The sequence below is a fragment of the Cobetia sp. 29-18-1 genome (assembly GCF_029846405.1).
GTDB classification, from domain to species: domain Bacteria; phylum Pseudomonadota; class Gammaproteobacteria; order Pseudomonadales; family Halomonadaceae; genus Cobetia; species Cobetia amphilecti.
The window spans coordinates 34457-55456 of sequence record NZ_JARWKS010000017.1 but is presented as its reverse complement, the minus strand read 5'-3'; the positions used below and the strand labels follow the sequence as shown (position 1 = coordinate 55456).

At 64.0% G+C, this 21000-nt stretch carries 20 protein-coding genes; 3 read left to right on the top strand and 17 right to left on the bottom strand.

The features are described 5' to 3' along the window. Positions 1–130 precede the first annotated feature (130 nt). The 9 genes from flgJ to flgB all read right to left on the bottom strand — a co-directional run bounded on the left by flgJ (position 131) and on the right by flgB (position 8324). Positions 131–1573 carry a flagellar assembly peptidoglycan hydrolase FlgJ gene (gene flgJ / locus QD208_RS13440; protein WP_279837098.1) on the bottom strand — a complete coding sequence of 481 codons (1443 nt, stop codon included), beginning with the start codon at positions 1571–1573 and terminating at the stop codon, positions 131–133. Continuing rightward, positions 1573–2658 (bottom strand): flagellar basal body P-ring protein FlgI, encoded by a 1086-nt coding sequence (locus QD208_RS13435; RefSeq protein WP_176678373.1) that lies wholly within the window; start codon positions 2656–2658, stop codon positions 1573–1575. The genes flgJ and QD208_RS13435 overlap by 1 nt, the downstream gene beginning before the upstream one ends. Positions 2659–2864: 206 nt before the next feature. Beyond that, positions 2865–3542: a flagellar basal body L-ring protein FlgH gene (locus QD208_RS13430; protein WP_279837128.1), complete on the bottom strand. Its 678-nt coding sequence runs from the start codon at positions 3540–3542 to the stop codon at positions 2865–2867. Positions 3543–3663: 121 nt separating this feature from the next. Further along, on the bottom strand, positions 3664–4446 hold the full coding sequence (gene flgG, locus QD208_RS13425) for a flagellar basal-body rod protein FlgG (RefSeq protein WP_054556613.1): 783 nt from the start codon (positions 4444–4446) through the stop codon (positions 3664–3666). Between the two features lie 26 nt (positions 4447–4472). Beyond that, positions 4473–5240 (bottom strand): flagellar basal body rod protein FlgF, encoded by a 768-nt coding sequence (locus tag QD208_RS13420; protein WP_279837096.1) that lies wholly within the window; start codon positions 5238–5240, stop codon positions 4473–4475. Between the two features lie 75 nt (positions 5241–5315). Then, positions 5316–6575: a flagellar hook protein FlgE gene (flgE, locus tag QD208_RS13415; protein ID WP_279837095.1), complete on the bottom strand. Its 1260-nt coding sequence runs from the start codon at positions 6573–6575 to the stop codon at positions 5316–5318. Positions 6576–6708: 133 nt separating this feature from the next. Next, on the bottom strand, positions 6709–7398 hold the full coding sequence (locus tag QD208_RS13410; RefSeq protein ID WP_131432086.1) for a flagellar hook assembly protein FlgD: 690 nt from the start codon (positions 7396–7398) through the stop codon (positions 6709–6711). Positions 7399–7452: 54 nt separating this feature from the next. Beyond that, complete coding sequence (gene flgC / locus QD208_RS13405) at positions 7453–7929, bottom strand: flagellar basal body rod protein FlgC (RefSeq protein ID WP_279837094.1); 477 nt, start codon at positions 7927–7929, stop codon at positions 7453–7455. After that, complete coding sequence (flgB, locus tag QD208_RS13400) at positions 7929–8324, bottom strand: flagellar basal body rod protein FlgB (protein ID WP_318833290.1); 396 nt, start codon at positions 8322–8324, stop codon at positions 7929–7931. Before flgB ends, flgC begins: the two co-directional genes overlap by 1 nt. Before the next feature lie 578 nt (positions 8325–8902). Between flgB and flgA the strand changes: the two genes are divergently transcribed. From flgA to QD208_RS13385, 3 genes are all read left to right on the top strand, one after another. Continuing rightward, the gene (gene flgA, locus QD208_RS13395; protein ID WP_279837093.1) at positions 8903–9532 is read left to right on the top strand and encodes a flagellar basal body P-ring formation chaperone FlgA; all 630 of its coding nucleotides are present in this window, start codon (positions 8903–8905) and stop codon (positions 9530–9532) included. A gap of 305 nt (positions 9533–9837) precedes the next feature. Further along, the gene (gene flgM, locus QD208_RS13390) at positions 9838–10116 is read left to right on the top strand and encodes a flagellar biosynthesis anti-sigma factor FlgM (protein ID WP_279837092.1); all 279 of its coding nucleotides are present in this window, start codon (positions 9838–9840) and stop codon (positions 10114–10116) included. Next, positions 10113–10586 carry a flagellar protein FlgN gene (locus QD208_RS13385; protein WP_279837091.1) on the top strand — a complete coding sequence of 158 codons (474 nt, stop codon included), beginning with the start codon at positions 10113–10115 and terminating at the stop codon, positions 10584–10586. Before flgM ends, QD208_RS13385 begins: the two co-directional genes overlap by 4 nt. Positions 10587–10813: 227 nt before the next feature. Here the strand turns inward: QD208_RS13385 and QD208_RS13380 are convergent, their stop codons facing one another. The 8 genes from QD208_RS13380 to QD208_RS13345 form a co-directional block, all read right to left on the bottom strand. After that, positions 10814–11254: a flagellar protein FlhE gene (locus QD208_RS13380; protein ID WP_279837090.1), complete on the bottom strand. Its 441-nt coding sequence runs from the start codon at positions 11252–11254 to the stop codon at positions 10814–10816. A 232-nt stretch (positions 11255–11486) separates the two neighbouring features. Further along, positions 11487–13583 carry a flagellar biosynthesis protein FlhA gene (gene flhA / locus QD208_RS13375; protein ID WP_131432092.1) on the bottom strand — a complete coding sequence of 699 codons (2097 nt, stop codon included), beginning with the start codon at positions 13581–13583 and terminating at the stop codon, positions 11487–11489. Positions 13584–13768: 185 nt separating this feature from the next. Then, positions 13769–15112, bottom strand: a complete 1344-nt coding sequence (gene flhB, locus QD208_RS13370) for a flagellar biosynthesis protein FlhB (RefSeq protein ID WP_279837089.1) — start codon at positions 15110–15112, stop codon at positions 13769–13771. A 235-nt stretch (positions 15113–15347) separates the two neighbouring features. Beyond that, complete coding sequence (gene cheZ / locus QD208_RS13365; RefSeq protein ID WP_279837088.1) at positions 15348–16154, bottom strand: protein phosphatase CheZ; 807 nt, start codon at positions 16152–16154, stop codon at positions 15348–15350. A gap of 111 nt (positions 16155–16265) precedes the next feature. Then, on the bottom strand, positions 16266–16655 hold the full coding sequence (cheY, locus tag QD208_RS13360; RefSeq protein ID WP_279837087.1) for a chemotaxis response regulator CheY: 390 nt from the start codon (positions 16653–16655) through the stop codon (positions 16266–16268). A 167-nt stretch (positions 16656–16822) separates the two neighbouring features. Then, positions 16823–17998: a chemotaxis response regulator protein-glutamate methylesterase gene (locus QD208_RS13355; protein WP_279837086.1), complete on the bottom strand. Its 1176-nt coding sequence runs from the start codon at positions 17996–17998 to the stop codon at positions 16823–16825. A gap of 176 nt (positions 17999–18174) precedes the next feature. Further along, positions 18175–19020: a CheR family methyltransferase gene (locus QD208_RS13350; protein ID WP_279837085.1), complete on the bottom strand. Its 846-nt coding sequence runs from the start codon at positions 19018–19020 to the stop codon at positions 18175–18177. A gap of 71 nt (positions 19021–19091) precedes the next feature. Beyond that, positions 19092–20888: a PAS domain-containing methyl-accepting chemotaxis protein gene (locus QD208_RS13345; protein ID WP_279837084.1), complete on the bottom strand. Its 1797-nt coding sequence runs from the start codon at positions 20886–20888 to the stop codon at positions 19092–19094. Between the last annotated feature and the right edge of the window lie 112 nt (positions 20889–21000).

The following is a 21000-nucleotide window of genomic DNA, read 5'->3' as shown; positions in this document are numbered from 1 at the left end:
AAGGGAGAAGATGAATGACGCCACACCGGCGTACGGATGCTGTAATTATCGGCGCGTCAGACGCCAACTTGAGGCCGCAGGCAGCAATAGTTGCCAGCAATTCATCAACAGTGAATCGTCATCAGCGGCTCTAGCGGAAGAGTGGCTCTGAACGGCCCATCGCCAACTGGATGGCACCTGATGCAGCGCCTTCACTGCCAGTACCGATCTCTTTATTCGTCGCAGACGCCACATCCGTCGCAGACGCCAGCTCGACCAGCGGAGCATCGCGCGCATCGAGGGCAAACAGCGGCGCGGAGGCCTCAAGCAGCCCGCGCGAGGAGCTGGAGTTGGCGGTTGCGACAGGCGCTGACGCAGGCACGGCATCGCGTGACGCCAGGCGGGTCTCCGCTGTCTCGAGCGGCCCGCTGGCCTTCAGCGGGCCGACACGACTCATGATCGAGATCAGCTTGTCGGCATAGTGCGGGTCAGTGGCGTAGCCCGCCTCCTGCAAGGCACGCGCCGCACTCTCGGCGTCCGGCGACCGGGTCACGTGGGCATAACGCTGGGCGCCGGTCAGCAGCGCGGCATGATCGCGCAGCGCACTGGCCTGATCGGGATAGACGCGGAAGCTGTCTTCGAGACGCATGCGGCGCCCATCGCGGTATTCGGTGGTCAGCACCGTGGTGCTGTCGCCCTGCCAGCTGCTGCCGGCCTTGATGCCGAACAGGTTATGGCTGTCGGTGCCGACCTCGGTGTGAATGCGGCGCTGACCCCAGCCCGTCTCCAGCGCGGCCTGCGCCAGAATCAATTCTGCGGGCAGCCCGCTTTCACGACTGGCCGCCTGAGCGGCGGGGCCAAATTCCGCCACGAAGCGCTGCACATTCTCGGGCTGACGACGTTGTTGCTCGCTGAGCGCTGCCATTTCGGTCACTGCCACCGGGCTGACGGTGTCAGACACGTCTTCCTTGCCTGTCGTCGCCATCGGCAGCTCGGCATAGACACCTCGCGCCGTGTCGCCGGGCGCCAGCGTATCGAGCATCGCCATGAAGCCGGCCACCTCATCTGCGGCGCGTGTCTCCACCGCCGCCTGCCAGTCACCTTCGCGAGCCGCGCCCCCCTCCAGGGTCAGACCCACCGCCGACAACCAGCCGTCGGCACCCTGTTCAGCGACCGACTCCCCATCGGCTGCTTCGCTGGGGGAGATTGCCCCAGGAAACGTCGTGTTGCTGTCAGTGCTCATCTTCGTGTCCGTGCCCGTCGCCGTGCTGGAGGACAACTGCTGAATCAGGATCTTCGACAGGCCGATACCGTCACCGACACTGGCCAGCTGCTGGGAAAGCTGCTGGTCCAGCATCGAGGTCATCATCTCTTGCTGCTGGGAGCCGGTCAGCGCTGATTTCTCGGTCGCCGAGCGCATCTGCTTGAGCATCATGTTGAGCATCAAGGCCTCGAATTGGCGCGCACTCTCCTCCAGCGCCTCCTGCTGGCGCTCGCCGCCACTGCTGGCCGCCCCCTTGAGGCTCGCCAGACCCTGGGTATCGAAGGCCAGACGACCGGCATCCACGTTGGCACCGCTACCAAGCACACTCATCAGATCACCTCGAGATCAGCACGCAGCGCACCGGCTGCCTTGAGCGCTTCCAGAATCGAGACCAGGTCCTGCGGCGTGGCGCCCAGCGCATTCAGCCCATCGACGACCTCCTGCAGGCTGGCAGTCCCCTCGACCATGCGCAGCGCACCGCCCTGCTGGTTCACGCTGATATCGGGGTCATTGACCACTGCCGTCTGCCCCTGGGACAGCGGCGCAGGCTGACTGATCACCGGATTGGCGTCGATCACCACCGACAGGTTGCCGTGGGTGACCGCAGCGCGCGCCAGGCGCACTTCGGAATTCATCACCACCGAGCCGGTCCGCGCATTGACCACCACACGCGCACGCGGCACGCCCAGGGCGACCTCGATGTTCTCGAGTCTGGCGATGAACCCGACACGCTGACTGAGATCACGCGGTGCCTGCACCACGATATCGCGACTGCTGAGCGGCGAGGCCAGCGAGCCCCCGAAGTTGCGGTTGATGGCGCTGGCGACGTTCTGGGCATGATTGAAATCGCCCTCGAACAGATCGAGATGGATCACGCCATTTTCATCCCCGAGACGCGTCGGCACGCCGCGTTCCACCGTCGCGCCACTGGGAATGCGCCCGGCGGTCAGCTGGTTGACCTGCACACTGGAACCGCCGGCCGAGGCACCGGCGCCACCGATGATCAGATTGCCCTGCGCCAGGGCATAGACCTGGCCATCCACGCCCTTGAGCGGCGTCATCAACAGGGTGCCACCGCGCAGACTCTTGGCATTGCCCAGCGACGACACCACGACATCGATGGGCTGACCGGAGCTTGCGAAGGCCGGCAGGCTGGCGGTGACCATGACCGCCGCCACGTTCTTGAGCTGCATGTTGGTACCCGACGGCACCGTCACGCCCAGCTGGGAGAGCATGTTGGTCAAGCTCTGGCCGGTGAAAGGCGCCTGGGTGGTCTGGTCCCCACTGCCATCCAGCCCCACCACCAGGCCGTAGCCGACCAGCGGGTTGTCGCGCACGCCGCGCACCTGGGCGAGGTCCTTGATGCGATCGGCCTGCGCCGATTGCAGCGTCAAGGTCAGGCAGCTCACCAGCATCAGGCAGGCGGCTAGCGCAGCGCGCCAGCGGGGATAAGGGAGCATCTCAGGCATCGGATAGCGACTCATGATGGGACAGCATGGTGAGAAATCGGGACGGGCCATTCAGGGCGGGGCAACTCGCGGCAGAACTCTTTACAGAACAAGCCTTTGCAGAACAGGTCTCTGCAGAACAAGGACATTGTGCGGCAATCAGCACGCCAGACTCAGAACGGCGCCAGATTGAGGAAGAAGCGCTGCATCCAGCCCATGTTCTGCGCCTCGTTGATATAGCCATCACCGACATATTCGATGCGTGCACTGGCCACCTGGGTGGATTGCACCGTATTGGCCGAGGAAATCGTGCGCGGATTGACCACTCCGGAGAAGCGAATCGACTCGGTGCCCTGATTGATCGCGATGCGCTTCTCGCCGCGCACCTCCAGATTGCCGTTGGGTTGCACCTGACTGACCGTCACGGTGATGGTGCCGGTGAAACTGTTGTTGGCATTCGAGCCACCGCTGCCGGTGAAATCATTCTCGCCCTCGATATCGGCATCGGTGCCATCCAGCAGCCCCGTCATGAAATCGGGGATGGCGGTCAGCGAGAAACCGAGGCTGCCGTCGCGGCTGGCATTGCTGGCCGAGCTCTTGCTGGCGCTGACATTCTCGTCGAGCAGGATGGTGATGATGTCGCCGATGGCACGTGGGCGGCGATCCTCGAACAGCGGCTGGTTGCCATACAGCGGCTGGAAGATGGCACCATTGGCCATCGGTTCCGGACGCGGCTGCATCGTCGATTCCATCGGCGTGGTATCGACCAGCGGCTCGCTGGGGATATGGGCACACCCGGCGCCTACCAGCGTCATGGTCAGCATCGCCAATCCGACCAGCGCGCGGCACATGCGACGCCAGCCAGGCAATGCCAATCCAGGCATCGCCAAGCCAATCTGGCGTGGGCAAACAGCTGACAGGGATGGCAGTGCCACCACCGGGAGATCACGCGAAAGCGACATGCGACAACCCTTACATCTGAACCAGACGCTCCAGCATCTGATCGGTGGTGGTCACGGCCTTGGAATTGATCTCGTAGGCACGCTGGTTCTGGATCATGCCCACCATCTCTTCCACCACGTTGACGTTGGAAGTCTCGACGAAGCCCTGATAGAGAGTGCCCGCACCATTGAAGCCCGGCACGTTGTCACTGCGCGGCCCGGAGGCATCGGTCTCGGAATACAGATTCTCGCCGCGACTGAACAGGCCCGTCGGGTTGATGAAGGTGGACAGCTGCAGCTGACCGACCTCGGTGCTGTTGGTGGAGCCGGGCTGGGTGACACTGACCACGCCATCGGAGGCGATATCGACACTCAGGGCATTGGCCGGAATGACGATCGCCGGGTCCAGCGGGTAGCCACTGGCGGTGACCATCTGGCCGGTGCTGTCGAGCTGGAAGGAGCCATCGCGGGTATAGGCATTGGTGCCATCCGGCAGCATCACCGCGAAGAAGCCCTGGCCATTGATCGCGACATCCTTGGAGTTCTCGGTCTGCTCCAGATTGCCCTGGATGTGCAGACGCTCGGTGGCCACGGTGCGCACCCCGGTCCCCACCTGCAGCCCCGAGGGCAGCTCGGTGGTGGCTGAGGAGGCAGCGCCGGGCTGGCGCATGTTCTGGTAGAGCAGATCTTCAAACACCGCGCGCGACTGCTTGAAACCATTGGTCGAGACGTTGGCCAGGTTGTTGGCCGTGACGTCCATCTGCATCTGCTGAGCTTCAAGGCCGCTCTTGGCTGTCCATAGGGCACGAATCATCAGGGGGCTCCGCCGTGATTACGGGGTCAGTCGGTACCAAGCAGGCTGTTGCCACGCTCGGCCATGCGCTCTGCCGTATCGATGCTCTTCATCTGCATCTCGAAACTGCGCGCGTTGTTGATCATGGCGACCATCGCGTCGGTCGCCGAGACGTTGCTGCTCTCCAGGGCGCCGGAGACGACCCGCACCAGCGGGTCGGCAGCCAGCGGTGGCGCGGCCTCCCCCGCAGCAGTCGGCGGCTGACGGAAATAGCCGTCCTCGCCGCGCACAAGCGCCGGACTGCCGGGAATGGCCTCGGGATTGACCAGCTTGAGCTGGGCCTGCAGCACCATGGTGTCAGGTGCATCCGCCGCCGAGCGCGCACTCACGCTGCCATCGGCGGAGATATGCACGATGGCGTTGAGCGGCAGTTCGATCGGCCCGCCATCGCCCATTACCGGCAAGCCGCCGGAGGTCAGGACACCATCGGCATCGATCTGCAGCGCGCCGTTGCGCGTGTAGAGCTCCTCGCCATTCGCGCCTTGCACGGCCAGCATGCCGGGGCCGTCCAGCGCGACATCCATCGCGCGATCCGTGGTCTGGATGGTGCCCTGGGCCATCGAGGCTCCCGCGGTGGTCAGCTGACTGGAGACGCGTGTCGCCAGCCCTTCGCCCTGCACATCCACCGCCCGCGACAGTGTCAGCATCTCGCGAAAGCCGATGGTCGAGAGGTTGGCCAGGTTATGACTGGCGACATCCTGAGCCGCCAGGCTGCGCTGGGCGCCGCTCATGGCGGTGTAGAGCATTCTGTCCATCAGCCGACTCCGATCTGGTCAGATAACACGCGCAGCGCTGGCGCTGTCAGGCGACATGGCATCAGTCAGTCCGGATCAACGCAGGTTGATCACGGTCTGCTGGACTTCGTCCTGCACCGAGATGGTCTGGGCATTCGACTGGTAGTTGCGCTGGGCGATGATCAGATCGACCAGCTCAGTGGTCAGGTCGACGTTGGAGGCTTCCACCGCCCCCGAGACCACATCACCGAATACCCCCTCGCCCGGCACGCCGACCAGCGGCTCACCGGATTCCGCAGTCGCCAGCCAGCTGTTGTCACCGTTGGGCTTGAGGCCCTGATCGTTGGCGAAGTTGGCCAGCGCGATGGTGCCCAGCGTCTGGGTCAGTTCATTGGAGTAACTGCCGATCACCCGCCCGTCACCGTCGATGGAGATGCCCACCAGGCTGCCCGAGGTGTAGCCGTTCTGGGATAGCGAGGTGACTTCGTAGTCGTTGGCGTACTGGGTGCTGCCCGTCAGATCGATGCTGAAGTTCATGTCTTCGGCACCGTTCGTGAGGGTGTAGGTCTTGGCTGTCTGGGTATAGTCGCCGCTCAGCTGGCCATTGGTGGCGAAGCTGATCTGCTCCACCTGGACATCGAAATCCACCGTCGGGGTGATGCCGGCATTCACATCCGACTGGTATTCGGCCGACTTGCCGGCGAAGTCCATCACATGTTGAACATCCCAGGTGTTGCTGCCTGTCTTGGTATAGAACGATGTCACGACATGCTCGCTGCCCAGGCTGTCATACACGGTCATCGACGACGCGTAGTCATAGCTAGTCGGATCCATCGGATCGAAGGTCGTGGTGGTCGGCTCGGCTTCGGAATCCAGATTGATGGATATCTGCGCGCCATAGATGCTGTTGGCGAGGTTGTCCTGGGTCGCACTGGCCGCCAGGGGCGCGGTCGGTACCTGCAGCACCACGGGCTCGCCAGTGACCCGCTCGCCGGCATAGCCCGTCAGCTGGGCACCCTGCGTATTGACGATATAGCCATCGGCATCGACATTGAGCTGGCCATTGCGCGAATAGACCACCTGACCGGAGCTGTCGGCAAAACGTAAAAATCCTTCGCCGGAAATCGCGATATCGAGATCACGCCCAGTGGTTTCCAGCGAACCGGTCGAGAAGTCCTGGGAGATGGAGGCAACCTGGACCCCGATACCCGCCGCCTGAGAACTGGCATAAAGATCCGCGAACTGGGTCTCGGAAGACTTGAAACCCACCGTTTCCGAGTTGGCGATGTTGTTGCCGATCACATCCAGATTGGTTGCCGCCGCACTCAAGCCGCTCAATGCCTGTGAAAACGCCATGGTCTGTCCCTTTGATCGCGATGAAGATGAAAGCCCGAGACCTGTCAGCGAGCTCGGGGGGCGGCCAAACGGCCTGAAACTGGTGGCCCGTCCGGCGGGCTCGTTGGCGCTATCTCGCCGCCATGGGCTCAGGTCAAAGCACCTGACGCACGGCGTCCAGACTGACGACACCCAACACCGGACCCAGGTCCAGCTGAGCCCCGCTGTCGGTCTGATTGACGCCGCTGACTACGCCATAGCTCAGCGTCTGCAAGTCGTCATAGCTCTCGCCTGCCCGCTCGGCCGTCACGGCCAGCTGGTAGGAGCCATCGGCGGCTTCAGTGCCATCATCCAGCAAACCGTCCCAGACGAAGCCATGAATACCCGCCTCCAATGCGCCCAACTCGAAGGTCTTGACCACACTGCCATCCGCACCCAGCACCTCGACGGTGGCGTTGTCGACGTCATCGGCCAGCTCAAGACCGAAGGGTGTCGAGGTCGCGTTGCCCACCAGCACCGCATTGCCGCCGACCAGCACACCCTGATCGAGCAGACTGGCCGCCTGCAGTGCTTCACTGCTGGAAATCTGTGCCGTGATGCCTTCAAGCGTGGTGTTGAGCTCTTCGATACCGCTGACGGTGCTGATCTGGGCCAGCTGCGCGGTCAGGTCGGAATTCGACACCGGGTCCATCGGGTCCTGGTTCTGCATCTGCGCCACCAGCAGGGTCATGAACTGATCATTGAGCTCCTCGGTACTGCTCACCGACTGCGTGCTGTCGGTGACGCCGGAGGTCGTGGTGGTCTGGTTGATGCTGTTGAGCACACTGGTGTCTAGCGTCGCCATGCGGTTACCCGAAATCAGAAGAAGCGGTCAGAAGGCCAAAGCTCTGAGCGAGGGTCATTCCCCCAGCGTCAGCGTCTTGCGCAGCAGGGACTTGGAGGTATTGAAGACCTCGACATTGGCCTCGTAGGACTTGGAAGCCGCGATCATGTCGACCATCTCGGCAACCGGATCGACATTGGAGAAGGTCACATAGCCCTGCTCGTCGGCGAGGGGATGCCCGGGGCGATACTCCTGGCGCGCCGGGGCATCGCTCAGCTCCACCGAGCTGACCCTGACACCCCCGAGGCCTGCACTGCGCGACGCCATCTGTGTCGCCAGACCGCCACCGGCCAGGTTGGCCGTCGCCAGCGAGGCATTGGCCTGACGCGCGAGAGGCGCATACTCGAACACCACCTGACGCGCCTGATAGGGCTTGCCATCCGGGCCCGCCACGCTGTCGGCGTTGGCCATGTTGCTGGCCACGGCATTGATGCGCTGCGACTGGGCCGCCATCGCGGAACCCGCGACGTTGAAGATGCTGAACGCTGCCATCAACTGTTCTCCGATTGCATGGCCAGACGCAGGCCCTGGATCTTGCCGGTCAGAAGCTCAAGGCTGGCCTCGTAATGCAGACTGTTGTCCGCGAAATTGACCCGCTCCACATCCATGTCGACGGTATTGCCGTCCAGACTCGGCTGTGTGGGCACGCGATAGAGCAGGTCCGCGCCCAGCGAGAGACCCGCCCCGCTGGCAGCCTGGTGGCCGGCCTGGGTCGTATTCAGCGCAAGCGGCCCCGGCGCGGCATTGCCCGCCGTCGCCTTGGCCAGGGTGGCGGAGAAGTCGATATCGCGCGCCAGATAGCCCGGCGTGTCGGCATTGGCGATATTGGTGGCCAGCACCTGCTGACGCTCGGCGCGAAGGCCCAGCGCCTGCTGGTGAAAGCTCATGAGGGAATCAAGTCGATCAAACATGGAAGTGCCCCGCTGTCGGCACCTCGCCCTGATGTGAGCGAGGGAACATCCATCGATCAGCTCACGCGTAGGGGAGCATGACGGAAAGCAGGACTGAGAATAGTCAGCCAGCGCCAGGATGAAGGTAAGAACAAGCCACTTTATCGCGGCTATTTCTGGCCATGCCGGTGTCGGGGGCGGCTTACAATCTCTCGCGGCACTGATCCAGCGCCCTGAACCTTGTGCCCTGAACCAGGGGCGCTTGACCCCGCCTTCCGCCCCGGACGCCACTCGCGATGAGAGACAGCATGCCGAAAATCAGCGTAGCAAAAGGCCTGTCTGTGGCTAGAGGACTGGCGACGATAAAAGGCCTTTGGCGCACCATTGCAAGCACCGGGCTATTGGCCCTGCTGCCCGTGGGCACCGCTGTGCATGCCAACACTTCAGACGCGATCGGCTCTGCCATTCAGCTGTCTGCCGCCCAGGCATCAGCATCAGTCTCAACAACAGCCTCAACAACAGCGCCATCAACCAAAGACGCGCAGACACGCGCCGTCGAGGCCCTGCGCTGGCAATTGAGCGACTTCTTCACCGCCGAGGACAGCGGCCCCGTCAGAGTGCGCATGCCCGGAGAGCCACCACTGGGCGCGCCCAGCGAGGCCTCCGTACAACTCGAGCTACGTCGCCTGCCCGCCCGCCTGAAAGATTGCTCGGCACCCCAGCTGAGTCTCAACGCCGCGCGCAGTGACCGCCATGCACCGGGCCTCAAACGTCTGCAGCTGCTGTGCGCCAACGGCCAGCAAGATATCGTCAGCGTTCGCATGGAACGCTACGCTTGGCGCCAGAGCACGCCACAGCCGCTTGCCAGCGGCACGCCGCTGGCACCCGCGAGATTGACGCCGGTACTGACGCCACTGGGCAAGTTGCGTGGCAATGGTTTCGAGAGCGCCGCGGCACTGTCAGGCTTCGAGGTACGCCGCCGCCTACGCGCCGGCGAGGTCATCACCCGCAACAGCGTGCGCGCCATCCCGCTGGTAAACTTCGGCGATACCGTGACCTATCAGGTCAGCGGCACAGGCTTCAGCATGCAGCGCAGTGCGCGGGCACTGGAGGCTGGGGGGCTCGATGAGCGCATCCGCATCGAACTCGCTCCGGGCGACTGGGTGCGCGCCCGCGTCATCGGGCCGCGGCGGGTAGCGCCATGATGACTTCAGTTGAGTTGAGATGAGTCGCGCCGAGCCAACTCGAATCATCCTGTTAACTGCGCAAGTCCAGCCACGACACGCTGACGCGCCGGAACGAGACGCTGACGCTCAAAGGCCGAAATGCTTGATACTGACAAGCCGCCACCCGCACCAGATACCTCATTCCTGAGGAACCATATTGCCTGTGTGGGGTAAAGCTTGTGCTGGCATGGCCGATAGTCGATTCAAGCGCGCAGATGACGCACGCAACCCATCCATGACAGGCTCGTCGTCGAGCCCGGCCCGACGGCCAGAGAGGACAGTCAATGAAGATTGAACATGGCGGCCCGATACAGCGCAGCGACACTCAAGCCCCGCGCGAACTGCGCCCCGAGACGGCCAAGGACACTACCGCCACCACGGCGGCGACCTCCACGTCTGACTCGACCCAGGTCGAGCTTTCCAGCAGCGCGATCGATGCAGGCCAGGACATCGACCAGGCGCGCGTCGACAGCCTCAAGCAGGCCATCGCCGATGGCAGCATCAAGATAGATGTCGACCGCATCGCACAAGGGCTGATCGATGCCTTCGAAGGTGACGCATGACACTCGATGACGCCTCGACAGCCTTGCTGGGCGAGATATTTTCCGGCCTCGAGCAGGAGCTGAATGACTTCATCGCCCTGCTCGAGGAAGAACAGCGCCTGCTGGGCCAACGCCTACCGAGCGCGGCAGACCTTGAGGCCTCGCGCGAAGCCAAGCTGGCCAACGCCGCCCGTCTGGAAGCGCTGGAGAGCCGCCGGCGCGGCTGGCTGAGCAGCGCCGGGCTCACCAATGACCCACTGGAACTGCATACGGTGCTCGCCAGCCAGCCGGTACTGGCCACCCAGTGGTGGCATCTGGTGACGCTGACGCGCCGCGCCCAGGCACGCAATCGTCTGAATGGTGAACTGATCGGTCAGCGCATGGCACTGCACAGCAAGATTCTCGACAGCCTGCATCAACGTGCGCCCGGCCATTACGGCGCCGATGGACGGCCGGCAGCGGGGACCTCACGCCTGAACGTCTCGGCCTGACTGTCCTGGCCTGAGCGTCCTGACTTGAATACCTAAGGCGTGAAGCCCGCGGACTGCCCCCCGACTGTCTTTACTTTTACTGACCCAGAAACACGCGAGGCCCGGCATTCTGCCGAGCCTCCAGATACAGCTGATTCATTCCACTCGCCAGCCAATCAGCCAGCGATCGTCAGCCACTCATCGCCAGTCATTCAAAGACAGCCCCCTTTCGCTGACAACGCTGCCTGTCACGCGCCTTCCAGGCTTTCGACGTCGATCACCAGCTGGATGTCATCCAGATGTGCCGCCGGCTTGAGTACACCACGCCCATTGCGATAGACCTTCAGCGAGAATGGCGCCGTCGCCAGCTCCCGGGTGGGCAGGGTCAACTTGCCACGCCTCGCCTCGAGCATGGCGCAGCGCTCTTCCAGGCAGAGCATGATCTGCCATTCCCCCGGCGCACTCGTAAGCGAATAGCGCCAATGAATCGCGGTGACGCGCGTCCTGTCAGGCGCCATCAGCCCTGAATCACGCACGGCATCTGCCACTGCCAGAGGGCGCATATACCAATGCCCCCGCTGAGCGATGGTCAGCGACTCGACGGACATCATCACTGCCGCACTGGCTGCCTGCGCCGGCGCAGCCAGCGTCGCGGCCCACAGCGCTGCTGCCGTCATCAAGGCCACCATCGGTGCCGTCCTGCTTCCAAGCTTCGCACTCAGCTTCGATCTCGACGCCACCCCCGCCCAGGCCTTCTTCCACCCTGTCGCCACTCGCCTTCTTCTCTGCACCGCTGACTCCTTCAGATCCGTCTTGCTGCAGACGCTCGACACACCCCTTGCCGGCGCCTTCCCTGTCGCACTTCTCTGCCTTTGCGGCATGTTGTTGTCTTGCCCGGTGGTGAGCCGCGCCGCCCTGACGTCACGCCGCACGCCCCCCGATCATCTGGGTGACCCGCAGCTCGCGGTCATCGGGAATCTCTGCCTGGGACAGCACCGCCAGACTCTTGAAGCGACGACGCAGGAAGCGCCCCACCAAGGGTCGCAGCGCATGCCCGACCACCAGTACGCTGGGCTCGCCATTGGCGTCCTGCGCGGCGACGGCATTCTCGGCATGCTGCATCAAGGTATCGGCAAGGCCGGGCTCCAGCGCATTGCCACTGCTCAAGGCCTGCATCAGCACCTGCTCGAGCTGCGCCTCCAGACCGATCACGCGCAAGACGCGCTCGGCGCCGAACCAGTACTGGGTGATGGCACGCCCGAGCGCGACGCGCACCATGGCAGTCAGGTCGTTGGGGTCCTTGCTGTGCGGGGCATGCTCCGCAAGCGCCTCGAGGATGGTACGCATGTCGCGTATCGAGACCTCCTCATCCAGCAGGTTGTGCAGGATACGCTGCAGGGTGCCCTGACTGATCAAGGCCGGCACCACTTCCTCCACCAGGCCGCCATCCTGCGGGCCCAGCTTCTCGAGCAGCTTGCTGACCTCACTGCGCCCGAGAAGCTGATCGGCATGGCGGGTCATCAGATGATTGAGGTGGGTCGTGATCACGGTCGGGGTGTCGACCACCGTGTAGCCATAGACCTGGGCCTGCTCGCGGGTTTCCGGCTCGATCCAGGTGGCAGCCAGGCCGAAGGCCGGCTCGGTGGTGGCCACGCCCGGCAGCTTGCCGGACACCTTGCCCGGATTGATCGCCAGCCAGCGGCCCGGATAGGCCTCGCCCCGCCCGACCTCGGCACCCTTAAGGCTGATGACATACTGATTGGGCCCGAGCTCGAGGTTGTCGCGGATATGTACCACCGGAGGGAGAAACCCTATCTCCTGGGCGTACTTGCGACGCACCCCCTTGATGCGCGCCAGCAACTCACCGCCCTGACGCATGTCGACCATTGCGATCAGGCGATGACCGACTTCCATCGCCAACGGCTCCACCAGTCGCACGTCATCCCAGCTGGCCTCGCTGACCTCCTGCACGGCCGCCGCAGGCGCGGGCGCCGCCTCTTCCTTCGCCTCGCTGCTGACCTCCTTCTCGCGCTGGGAGGCCCACCACCCAAGCCCCGCCAGCAGCAAGGTGAAGAGAATGAAGACCATGTTGGGCATGCCCGGCACCAGACCCAGCAGCCCCATCACGCCAGCGGCCAACCACAGTACCTGCGAGCTCTTGAACAGTTGGCCGATCATCTGCTGACCGACGTCTTCATTGGTGTTGACCCGCGACACCATCACGCCCGCGGCAGTCGAGATGACCAGCGACGGAATCTGGGCCACCAGGCCGTCACCGATGGTCAGCAGCGTATAGGTGCGCGCCGCATCGGACATGCTCAAATCGTGCTGACCGACCCCGATGATCAACCCGCCGATGATATTGACCACCATGATCACCAGTCCCGCCACCGCATCGCCGCGCACGAACTTGCTGGCACCGTCCATCGAGCCGAAGAAATCGGATTCCTGTGACACTTCCCGGCGGCGCTCGCGCGCCTGGTCTTCGCCGATCAGGCCGGCGTTGAGGTCGGCATCGATCGCCATCTGCTTGCCGGGCATGGCGTCCAGCGTGAAGCGTGCGCCGACCTCGGCGATACGCCCGGCGCCCTTGGTGATGACCATGAAGTTGATGATGACCAGAATCGAGAACACCACCAGGCCGACGGCGAAGTTGCCGCCGACCAGAAACTGACCGAAGGCCTCGATGACCTTGCCCGCCGAGTCACCGCCGTTGTGACCTTCCAGCAGCACCACCCGCGTCGAGGCGACATTGAGCGACAGGCGCAGCAAGGTCGAGAACAGCAGCACCGCGGGGAAGGCCGAGAAATCCAGCGGCTTCTGCGCAAACATGCTGACCATCAGGATCATGATCGACAGCGCGATATTGAAGGTGAACAGCAGATCGAGGATGAAGGGCGCCAGCGGCAACACCATCATCGACAGGATCATCATGATCAGCAGCGGCCCGGCCAGCACCTTCAGCTGGCTGGAGGTGTTGAGCCCCACGCGGTCAAACAGTGTCAGCAAGGTATTCATGCAAGCGGCTCATCGATCGTGGAGGGCGTTGCGTGTGCTGCGCAGCGGCCCGAGCTTGGGGAGCAGAAATGGCGGTCAGTCATGGGGTTCGGGCAGCAGCATCAGCCAGCAGGACGGTTATCAAGTTCGGGCCTCAACTTCGATCAGCCACGTCGGTCATCAACTTCGGTCATCAACTTCGGTCATCAACTTCCGACACGAGGATCCGTCGGCGCATCAACGTCCGGCCCGGGCTTGGCGCTGGGCTGGAACACCGCCCCGGCATCGGCGTCATCAGAGGATGTCGCGTCAGAGGGCGGCGCGCCTGCGGCTGATACCTCAGCTTCGGCTGCCGGCGCCCTGTCATCACGCTCGGCGCCTGGCGGGCCAGCCTCCTCAGCCGCGCCTTGCGTCTCCTCGGACACCTGATACTCATCGGGAACGGACAGATCTGCCGGCAGGCTCGGGCGCAGGCCACCCTGCTGGCGCGCCCGCTTGAGTCGCATCGCCCAGGCTAGCACCTCGGCGATGACCTGGTAGAGCGCAATGGGAATTTCCTGCTCGAGATCGACATGGGTGTGCAGGGCACGCGCCAGGGGCGGCGCACTCAGCATCGGCACCTCGTTCGCCTCGCCCACTTCACGAATGCGCAGTGCCACCTCATCACGCCCCTTGGCCACCACCCGCGGTGCGCGCATGTCGCCCTCGTGATAGACCAGCGCCACCGAGTAGTGCGTCGGGTTGTTGACGATGACATCGGCCGTGGGTACGGCGCTCATCATGCGCGCACGCGCCATGGCCTGTTGCTGCTGACGGATGCGCGCCTTGATCTGCGGGTCGCCATCCGTCTCCTTGTGCTCGCGCTTGATCTCCTCGAGGCTCATGCGCAGCTTCTTGGCGTGACTCCACAGCTGGTACGGCACATCCATCAGCGTCGGCACGATCAGCATCAATATCGCCAGCGCCGTACAGCGCGCCACGATCGCCAGCGCATCCGCCATGGCGTTGCCCAGCGGCATCATCATCAGCGCCATCAATTCCTGGCGCTGGGCATGCAGATACATCACTACCACGCCACCGACCAGTATCGACTTGGCGATGGTCTTGAGCAGCTCGGCCAGCGCCTGGGAGGAGACCATCCGGCCCAGCCCCTTGACGGGATTGAGCTTGCCCAGCGACGGCGCCAGCGACTTGGTGGAGAACATCCAGCCGCCCAGCAGCACCGGGCCGACCAGCGCCAGCACCATCAGCAGGGCGAACAACGGCAACAGTGCCAGCAAGGCCTCCTGGCCCAGCATCAAGGCGTTGGCAAGCATCACGCGACTGTCGAGTGCCTGAGCGCGATCAAAGCCGAACGAGGCGCCCAGCACTCGCTCCAAGGTGTCGCCAAGCGGCCCGGCCAACAGCCACAGACCTGCCGCACCTCCGCCCAGCAACAGAAAGGTCGCAAGCTCCCGCGAACGGGGCACCTGCCCTTCCTCGCGGGCCTTCTGTATTCGGTGGGGCGTGGCGTCTTCTGTCTTGTCGTCGCTGCTCTGCTCGTCAGCCACCGGCTACTCCGCTTGCCTGGGATCGCATCTGCCTGGACTGCCGATGAGCATGACGCTCGCTCACACTGGCGCGCACGGCGAATGCATCATGCCGAGAATGGGCCTCATTGTGCCAAGCACGGCGGGGATCAAAGCGCGGAATAGCGCCCAAAAACGCCCTTGCCCGCCACACGGGACGTGGACGAGCAAGGGGATGAAGAACAAGGACCAGCAGGTGCCACTACCGGGAAGGCGGTTAGAAACCGAGGCTATCCAGCAGGTCATCGACCTCATCCTGACTGGCGACCACCCCCGGCGCATCGGCTCGCACCTGGGGGCCATTGAGCAAGGCGCCAGACTGGGCGTCCCAGTCGCCGGGGGTTGCCTGCTCATCCAGCGCCGAGGCTGAAAGCTCTGCTGCCGAAAGCCCCGCAGCGGCCACCTGCCCGGAAGACGCCATCGCCGAACGTGCATGGCCCTCCGGGACATTGTCGAGCAGCAACTGCAACAGCTGCATCTCGATCTGCTGGATGACATCCATCATGCGCTTGATCACCTGGCCGGTAAGGTCCTGGAAATCCTGCGCCATCATGATCTCGAGCAATTCACTGTTGGTGGCGCTGGTCTGATCAGGCACCACGGCCAGATAGGCACGCGTGTCGATCACCAGCTCACGCGCCTGATCCAGGGCCACCGGCTCGGCAAACCAGGCGTCCCAGCGCCCGCTGAGCGACTTCGCCTCACTGGCCAGGGCATCCTGCAGCGGCTGAGCCCGCTCACAGGCATTGAGGGCACGATCTGCCGCCTGCTCCGTCTTGCTGGCCACATAATTGAGGCGATCACGAGCATCGGGGATCGCCTCGGCAGCACGTTCGATCTCGCGATCCAGCCCCAGCTCACGCATGTTGTCGCGCAGCATGCGCGTCAGCTGGCCGATACGCCGAATCAGGTCTTCGCTGCTATCCCCCGTTCTGGCGAGGTTGGCTGCCCCATCGCGCGCCCTCACACCAGGATCAGCGCCCGAGGATGACTGGGGTTCAGATGATGATTCCAGATGACTCATGACACCCTCCTTGATGTGACCAACTACGCTGACCGCACCAGCCTTGCCTGACCAGCGCGGCCCGACCAGCATGACGCGACCAGCGTGGCCCGGCCAACGTGGTCCGATGGCTCAGAGGCCGTGTTTCTCGAAGACCTTGCCCAGCTTCTCTTCCAGCACCGCCGCCGTGAAGGGCTTGACCACATAGCCACTGGCACCGGCCTGGGCAGCGGCAATGATGTTTTCCTTCTTGGCCTCAGCGGTGACCATCAGCACCGGCAACGTGGCCGTGACGGGATTGGCACGCACGCGTCTGAGCATCTCGAGCCCATCGAGGTTGGGCATGTTCCAGTCGGAGATCACCAGCTCGAAGCTGCCTTGATTCAGGAACTCCAGGGCCTGTTGCCCATCTTCGGCTTCCTCCACATTGGTGAAGCCGAGCTCCTTGAGCAGGTTGCGCACGATCCGACGCATGGTGGGAAAGTCGTCGACGACGAGGATTCGCAGGTTCTTGTCGGCCATCAGCGGTCGGGCTCTCTTCCAGAATCACATGAGGGAACGGCTGAAAATTCCAGCCTTGTGAGGGGGTTATCGGCCACGAGCAGGAAGACTTTACCCTCTGCGCCCATCTTCTCCTTGCCGGCAACTCACACCCACTTAACCTCCACGCCCAGGCAGATCGAAGCGGTCTAGACGCGCTGCGAACGCCCGGCCAGCTGTACCAGGTGGAGCAGTTGCCCACTGATGCGACTCAACGGCAATACGCTTTCCGCGGCCCCGAGCTCGACGGCTTCCCGCGGCATGCCGTAGACCACGCAGCTTTGCTCGTCCTGGGCGATGGTGTGGGCGCCGGCTTGGCGCATCTGCAACAACCCCCGCGCGCCGTCGCGACCCATGCCGGTGAGGATCACGCCCACGGCGTTGCGACCGGCCACCCGCGCCACGGAATCGAACAGCACATCCACTGATGGGCGGTGACGATTGACCGGCGGACGCTGATCGAGGGTGACCACATAGTTGGCCCCGCTGCGCGACAGCGTCAGGTGGGCGTCGCCAGGCGCGATATAGGCATGCCCCGGCAGGATGCGCTCACCGTGCACGGCTTCCTTGACGGCGATACGGCACAGTCCATTGAGTCGCTCGGCGAACGAGCGCGTGAAGCCCGGCGGCATGTGCTGAGTCACCAGAATGGCCGGCGCATCCGCCGGCAACGACTGCAACACCGCGCGTATCGCCTCGGTCCCGCCGGTCGAGGCCCCCACCGCGATCAGCTTCTCGCTCGACAGCAATGGCCAGCGGCTGGCAGCAGCGGTCACAGGCGGCACCGTGTCCTGACTGACCGGGGCGGCGACTGACCTGTCTGCCAGACTGGACTGATAAGGATGGGACAGGGCCGAATGGGACAGAACCGAGGCGGCCTGTGCACCGCCAGCAGATGGCGACGTCCCGGCGCGACCCGCAGACCGCACACGCGCCCGCGCGGCGGCGCGAATCTTGTCGGCAATCGTCTCGGCATACTCGAGCATGCCACCACGTATGCCCAGGCGCGGCTTGGAGACGAAATCCACCGCACCCAGCTCCAGCGCGCGTAGCGTGATTTCCCCGCCGCGCTCGGTCAGCGAAGACACCATCACCACCGGCATCGGCCGCAGACGCATCAGGCGCTCGAGGAAGTCCAGCCCATCCATGCGCGGCATTTCCACATCCAGCGTCAGCACATCCGGCTCGTGACGCTTGATCAGGTCTCGCGCGACCAGCGGGTCCGGCGCGGTGGCCACGACCTGCATGTCAGGCTGGGCATTGATGATCTCGGCCATCAACTCACGAATCAGCGCGGAGTCATCGACACACAGCACACGGATCATGCGCCCCGCCCCGGCCTGGGGTGTGCCTGCGCCAGCAGCTGCACTTGAGTTCGAATCTGACCTTGAACCAGCATTGGAGCTTGAGACCGAGCATGACGATGAAGCGGGAGTAGGCATCCAGACACTCCTGGAGAGTGGGTAAGGGAAAGGAAATCATCACCAGCCATCACGACGCATCACGCGCCCTCCGTCCGGCGGCGAGACAGGGTATAGACCGTCTGGCCGCGCAGCGTGAAGGCATCATTGAGCCATGAGAAATTCTCGGAATGACCGGCAAACAACAGCCCATCGGGCTTGAGCATCAGTGCGAAGCGGTCCAGCAAGCGTGACTGGGTCTGCTTGTCGAAGTAGATCATCACGTTGCGACAGAAGATCACGTCAAAGCCGCTACCCAGGTCCCAGTGGCTATCCAGCAGATTCAGGTGGCGAAAGCGCACCAGCTGCTTGATCTCCGGGCGCACCCTCACCTGCCCCTGGCGACTGCCGCTGCCACGCAGCATGAAGCGTTTGCAGCGTTGCTCACCCAGTTTGGCGATGCGCTCGAAGGGGTAGATGCCGAGTTCGGCTTCCCGCAGCGCGTCCGTGTCGATATCGGTGGCGATCAGCTCGACCTGATTCGCCGCGGCTCCCAACACCTCGCGCAGCACCATCGCGATGGAATAGGGCTCCTCCCCGGTCGAGGCGGCCGCACACCAGATACGTAGCGGCGCCCGCTGACCCGACGTCCGGCGTTGCAGGCGCTCGCGCAGGAAGTTCTCGAGCATGACGAAGTGATGAGGCTCGCGAAAGAACGCGGTCAGATTGGTGGTCAGCGCATTGATGAAGGCAGGCCACTCGTCGTGATCACTGCGACTCAGGCTGGCCTCCAGCATGGTCAGATAGTCATGAAAACGCGTCAGACCATGCACTCTGAGCCGGCGCGACAAGCGGCTGTAGACCATCTCACGCTTGTGACGCGCCAGCACGATGCCGGCGCGCTGATAGATGAGGCGCGCGATGCGCTCGAAGTCGTCATCGGTCATCACCAGGTCCCGCCCGAGAGCGTGGGAGGCCGGTGACGGGGCGGGCCAGACGGGTGGCGTCGTGAGATCTGTCACCGTCGCGGGCCCTGTGAGCCGCCAGGCACCTGCGCTCGAGTCGCGGCCTGAGCGTGCACAGAAGAAGACTGCTCGGCTGAGGCGTCCCCCGGCAGGCGCGCAGGAATCTGCTCCGGCCCTTCGCCGCCAAAGCGGAAGACGTTGACCGCATGCGACAGCCCCGCGACCGAACGCTCGAGATCCTGCGCCAAGTGAGCGCTGCTCATCACACGCTGAGCGTTCTGCTGGGTGGCCTGGTCCATCTCGTTGATGGCGGTGTTGATCTGCTCGATGCCGCCGCTCTGCTCACGCGAGGCCGAGGAGATCTCGGCGATCAGATCATTGACCCGCGAGATGCCGGTCACGATCGCCTCCATGGTGCCGCGCGCCGCCTCGACCTGATCCCCGCCATCGATGATCTCCCGCTGGGTGGTGTCGATCAGCGCCTTGATCTCGCGCGCCGCCTCGGCGCTGCGGGAGGCCAGATTGCGCACCTCACCAGCCACCACGGCAAAGCCGCGACCATGTTCACCGGCGCGTGCGGCCTCCACCGAGGCATTGAGGGCCAACAGGTTGGTCTGGAAGGCGATCGAGTCGATCACCTTGATGATGTCGGCCATCTTTTCAGAGGTGGCGGTAATCCCCTGCATGCGCACGACCACCGCCTGCATCGCCTCGCCACCTTCATTGGAGGAGCGCGTGGCCTGATCAGCCAGTTGCGAGACCTGGATGGCATTGTCGGCATTCTGGCGCACGGTGCCGGTCATCTGCTCCATGCTGGCCGCCGTCTCTTCCAGCGATGCTGCCTGCTGTTCGACCCGCGCCGAGAATTCCTGATTGCCGTGCGCCATGTCGCCAGCGGCAGGCCTGACCACATTGATGCCCGCATTGACCTCGCTGACGATGCCGACCAGCGACTTGCGCATGCTGTCCAGCGCTCGTACCAGACGTGCCATCTCATCATTGCCCGCCAGCGTCATCGACTGGGAAAGATTGCCCGCGGCGATCTGGCGTGCGAAATCCAGGGTGCTGCGCAGCGGACGCACCAGGCTGCGGTAGGTACGCAGTGCCAACCACAGCGACACCACGCCCACGCCAGCGAAGGCGGTCCACAGCCCCCACTCCAGACGCGCATGGCTCGCCTCAAGCGCTTGTTGGCGCTGCTCAAGCGTCACCAGCTGTGCCGCGGGCAGCTCGGTGGCAAGCTGGGTCAGCACCGCGCGCGCATGCGCCTGGCTATCGGCCAGCACCTGCAGCAGCTCGCTGCCCATCAAGACTCCGGCCACCAGCGGCAATGCGGCCAGCAGCGCGATACGTGGCGCCATGCGCCACTGGACGAGACGCTGGAAGGCCCCCGTGAGGCCGGCACGCACGATGCGGCCCTTGCTCAAACGATAGTCGCGCTTGCCCTGCTTGAGGCCCGCGTAGACCTGCTCGGCCTGGGCGATCTGCTCGCGACTGGCCTTGACGCGCACCGAGGCAAACCCCATCACCTCGCCCTGCTCGATCAGCGGCGTCACACAGGCGTCGACCCAATAATAGTCGCCATTCTCGCGTCGATTCTTGACCAGTCCCTGCCAGCTTTCGCCTTGCTTGAGCGTCGCCCACAGATTCTCGAAGGCGGCTTCTGGCATGTCGGGGTGGCGCACCAGATTGTGCGGCGCACCGATCAAGGCATCACGCGTGAAGCCACTGACCTCGATGAAGACAGAGTTGGCGTAGGTGATGCGTCCCTTGAGATCGGTACGCGAGATCAGGTAGTCATGCTCACCAATGGGGTATTCCCTTGCCGTCACCGGCTGATTGTTTCGCATTGCCCTTGCTTAGCCTCGTACTCGTCACAGCGTGATCGTCATTGACCCGGCGAGACCACTGACCGGCAGCATGACCGTCATTGCCCGGTACAGCCGCCCACGACCTTGTGGT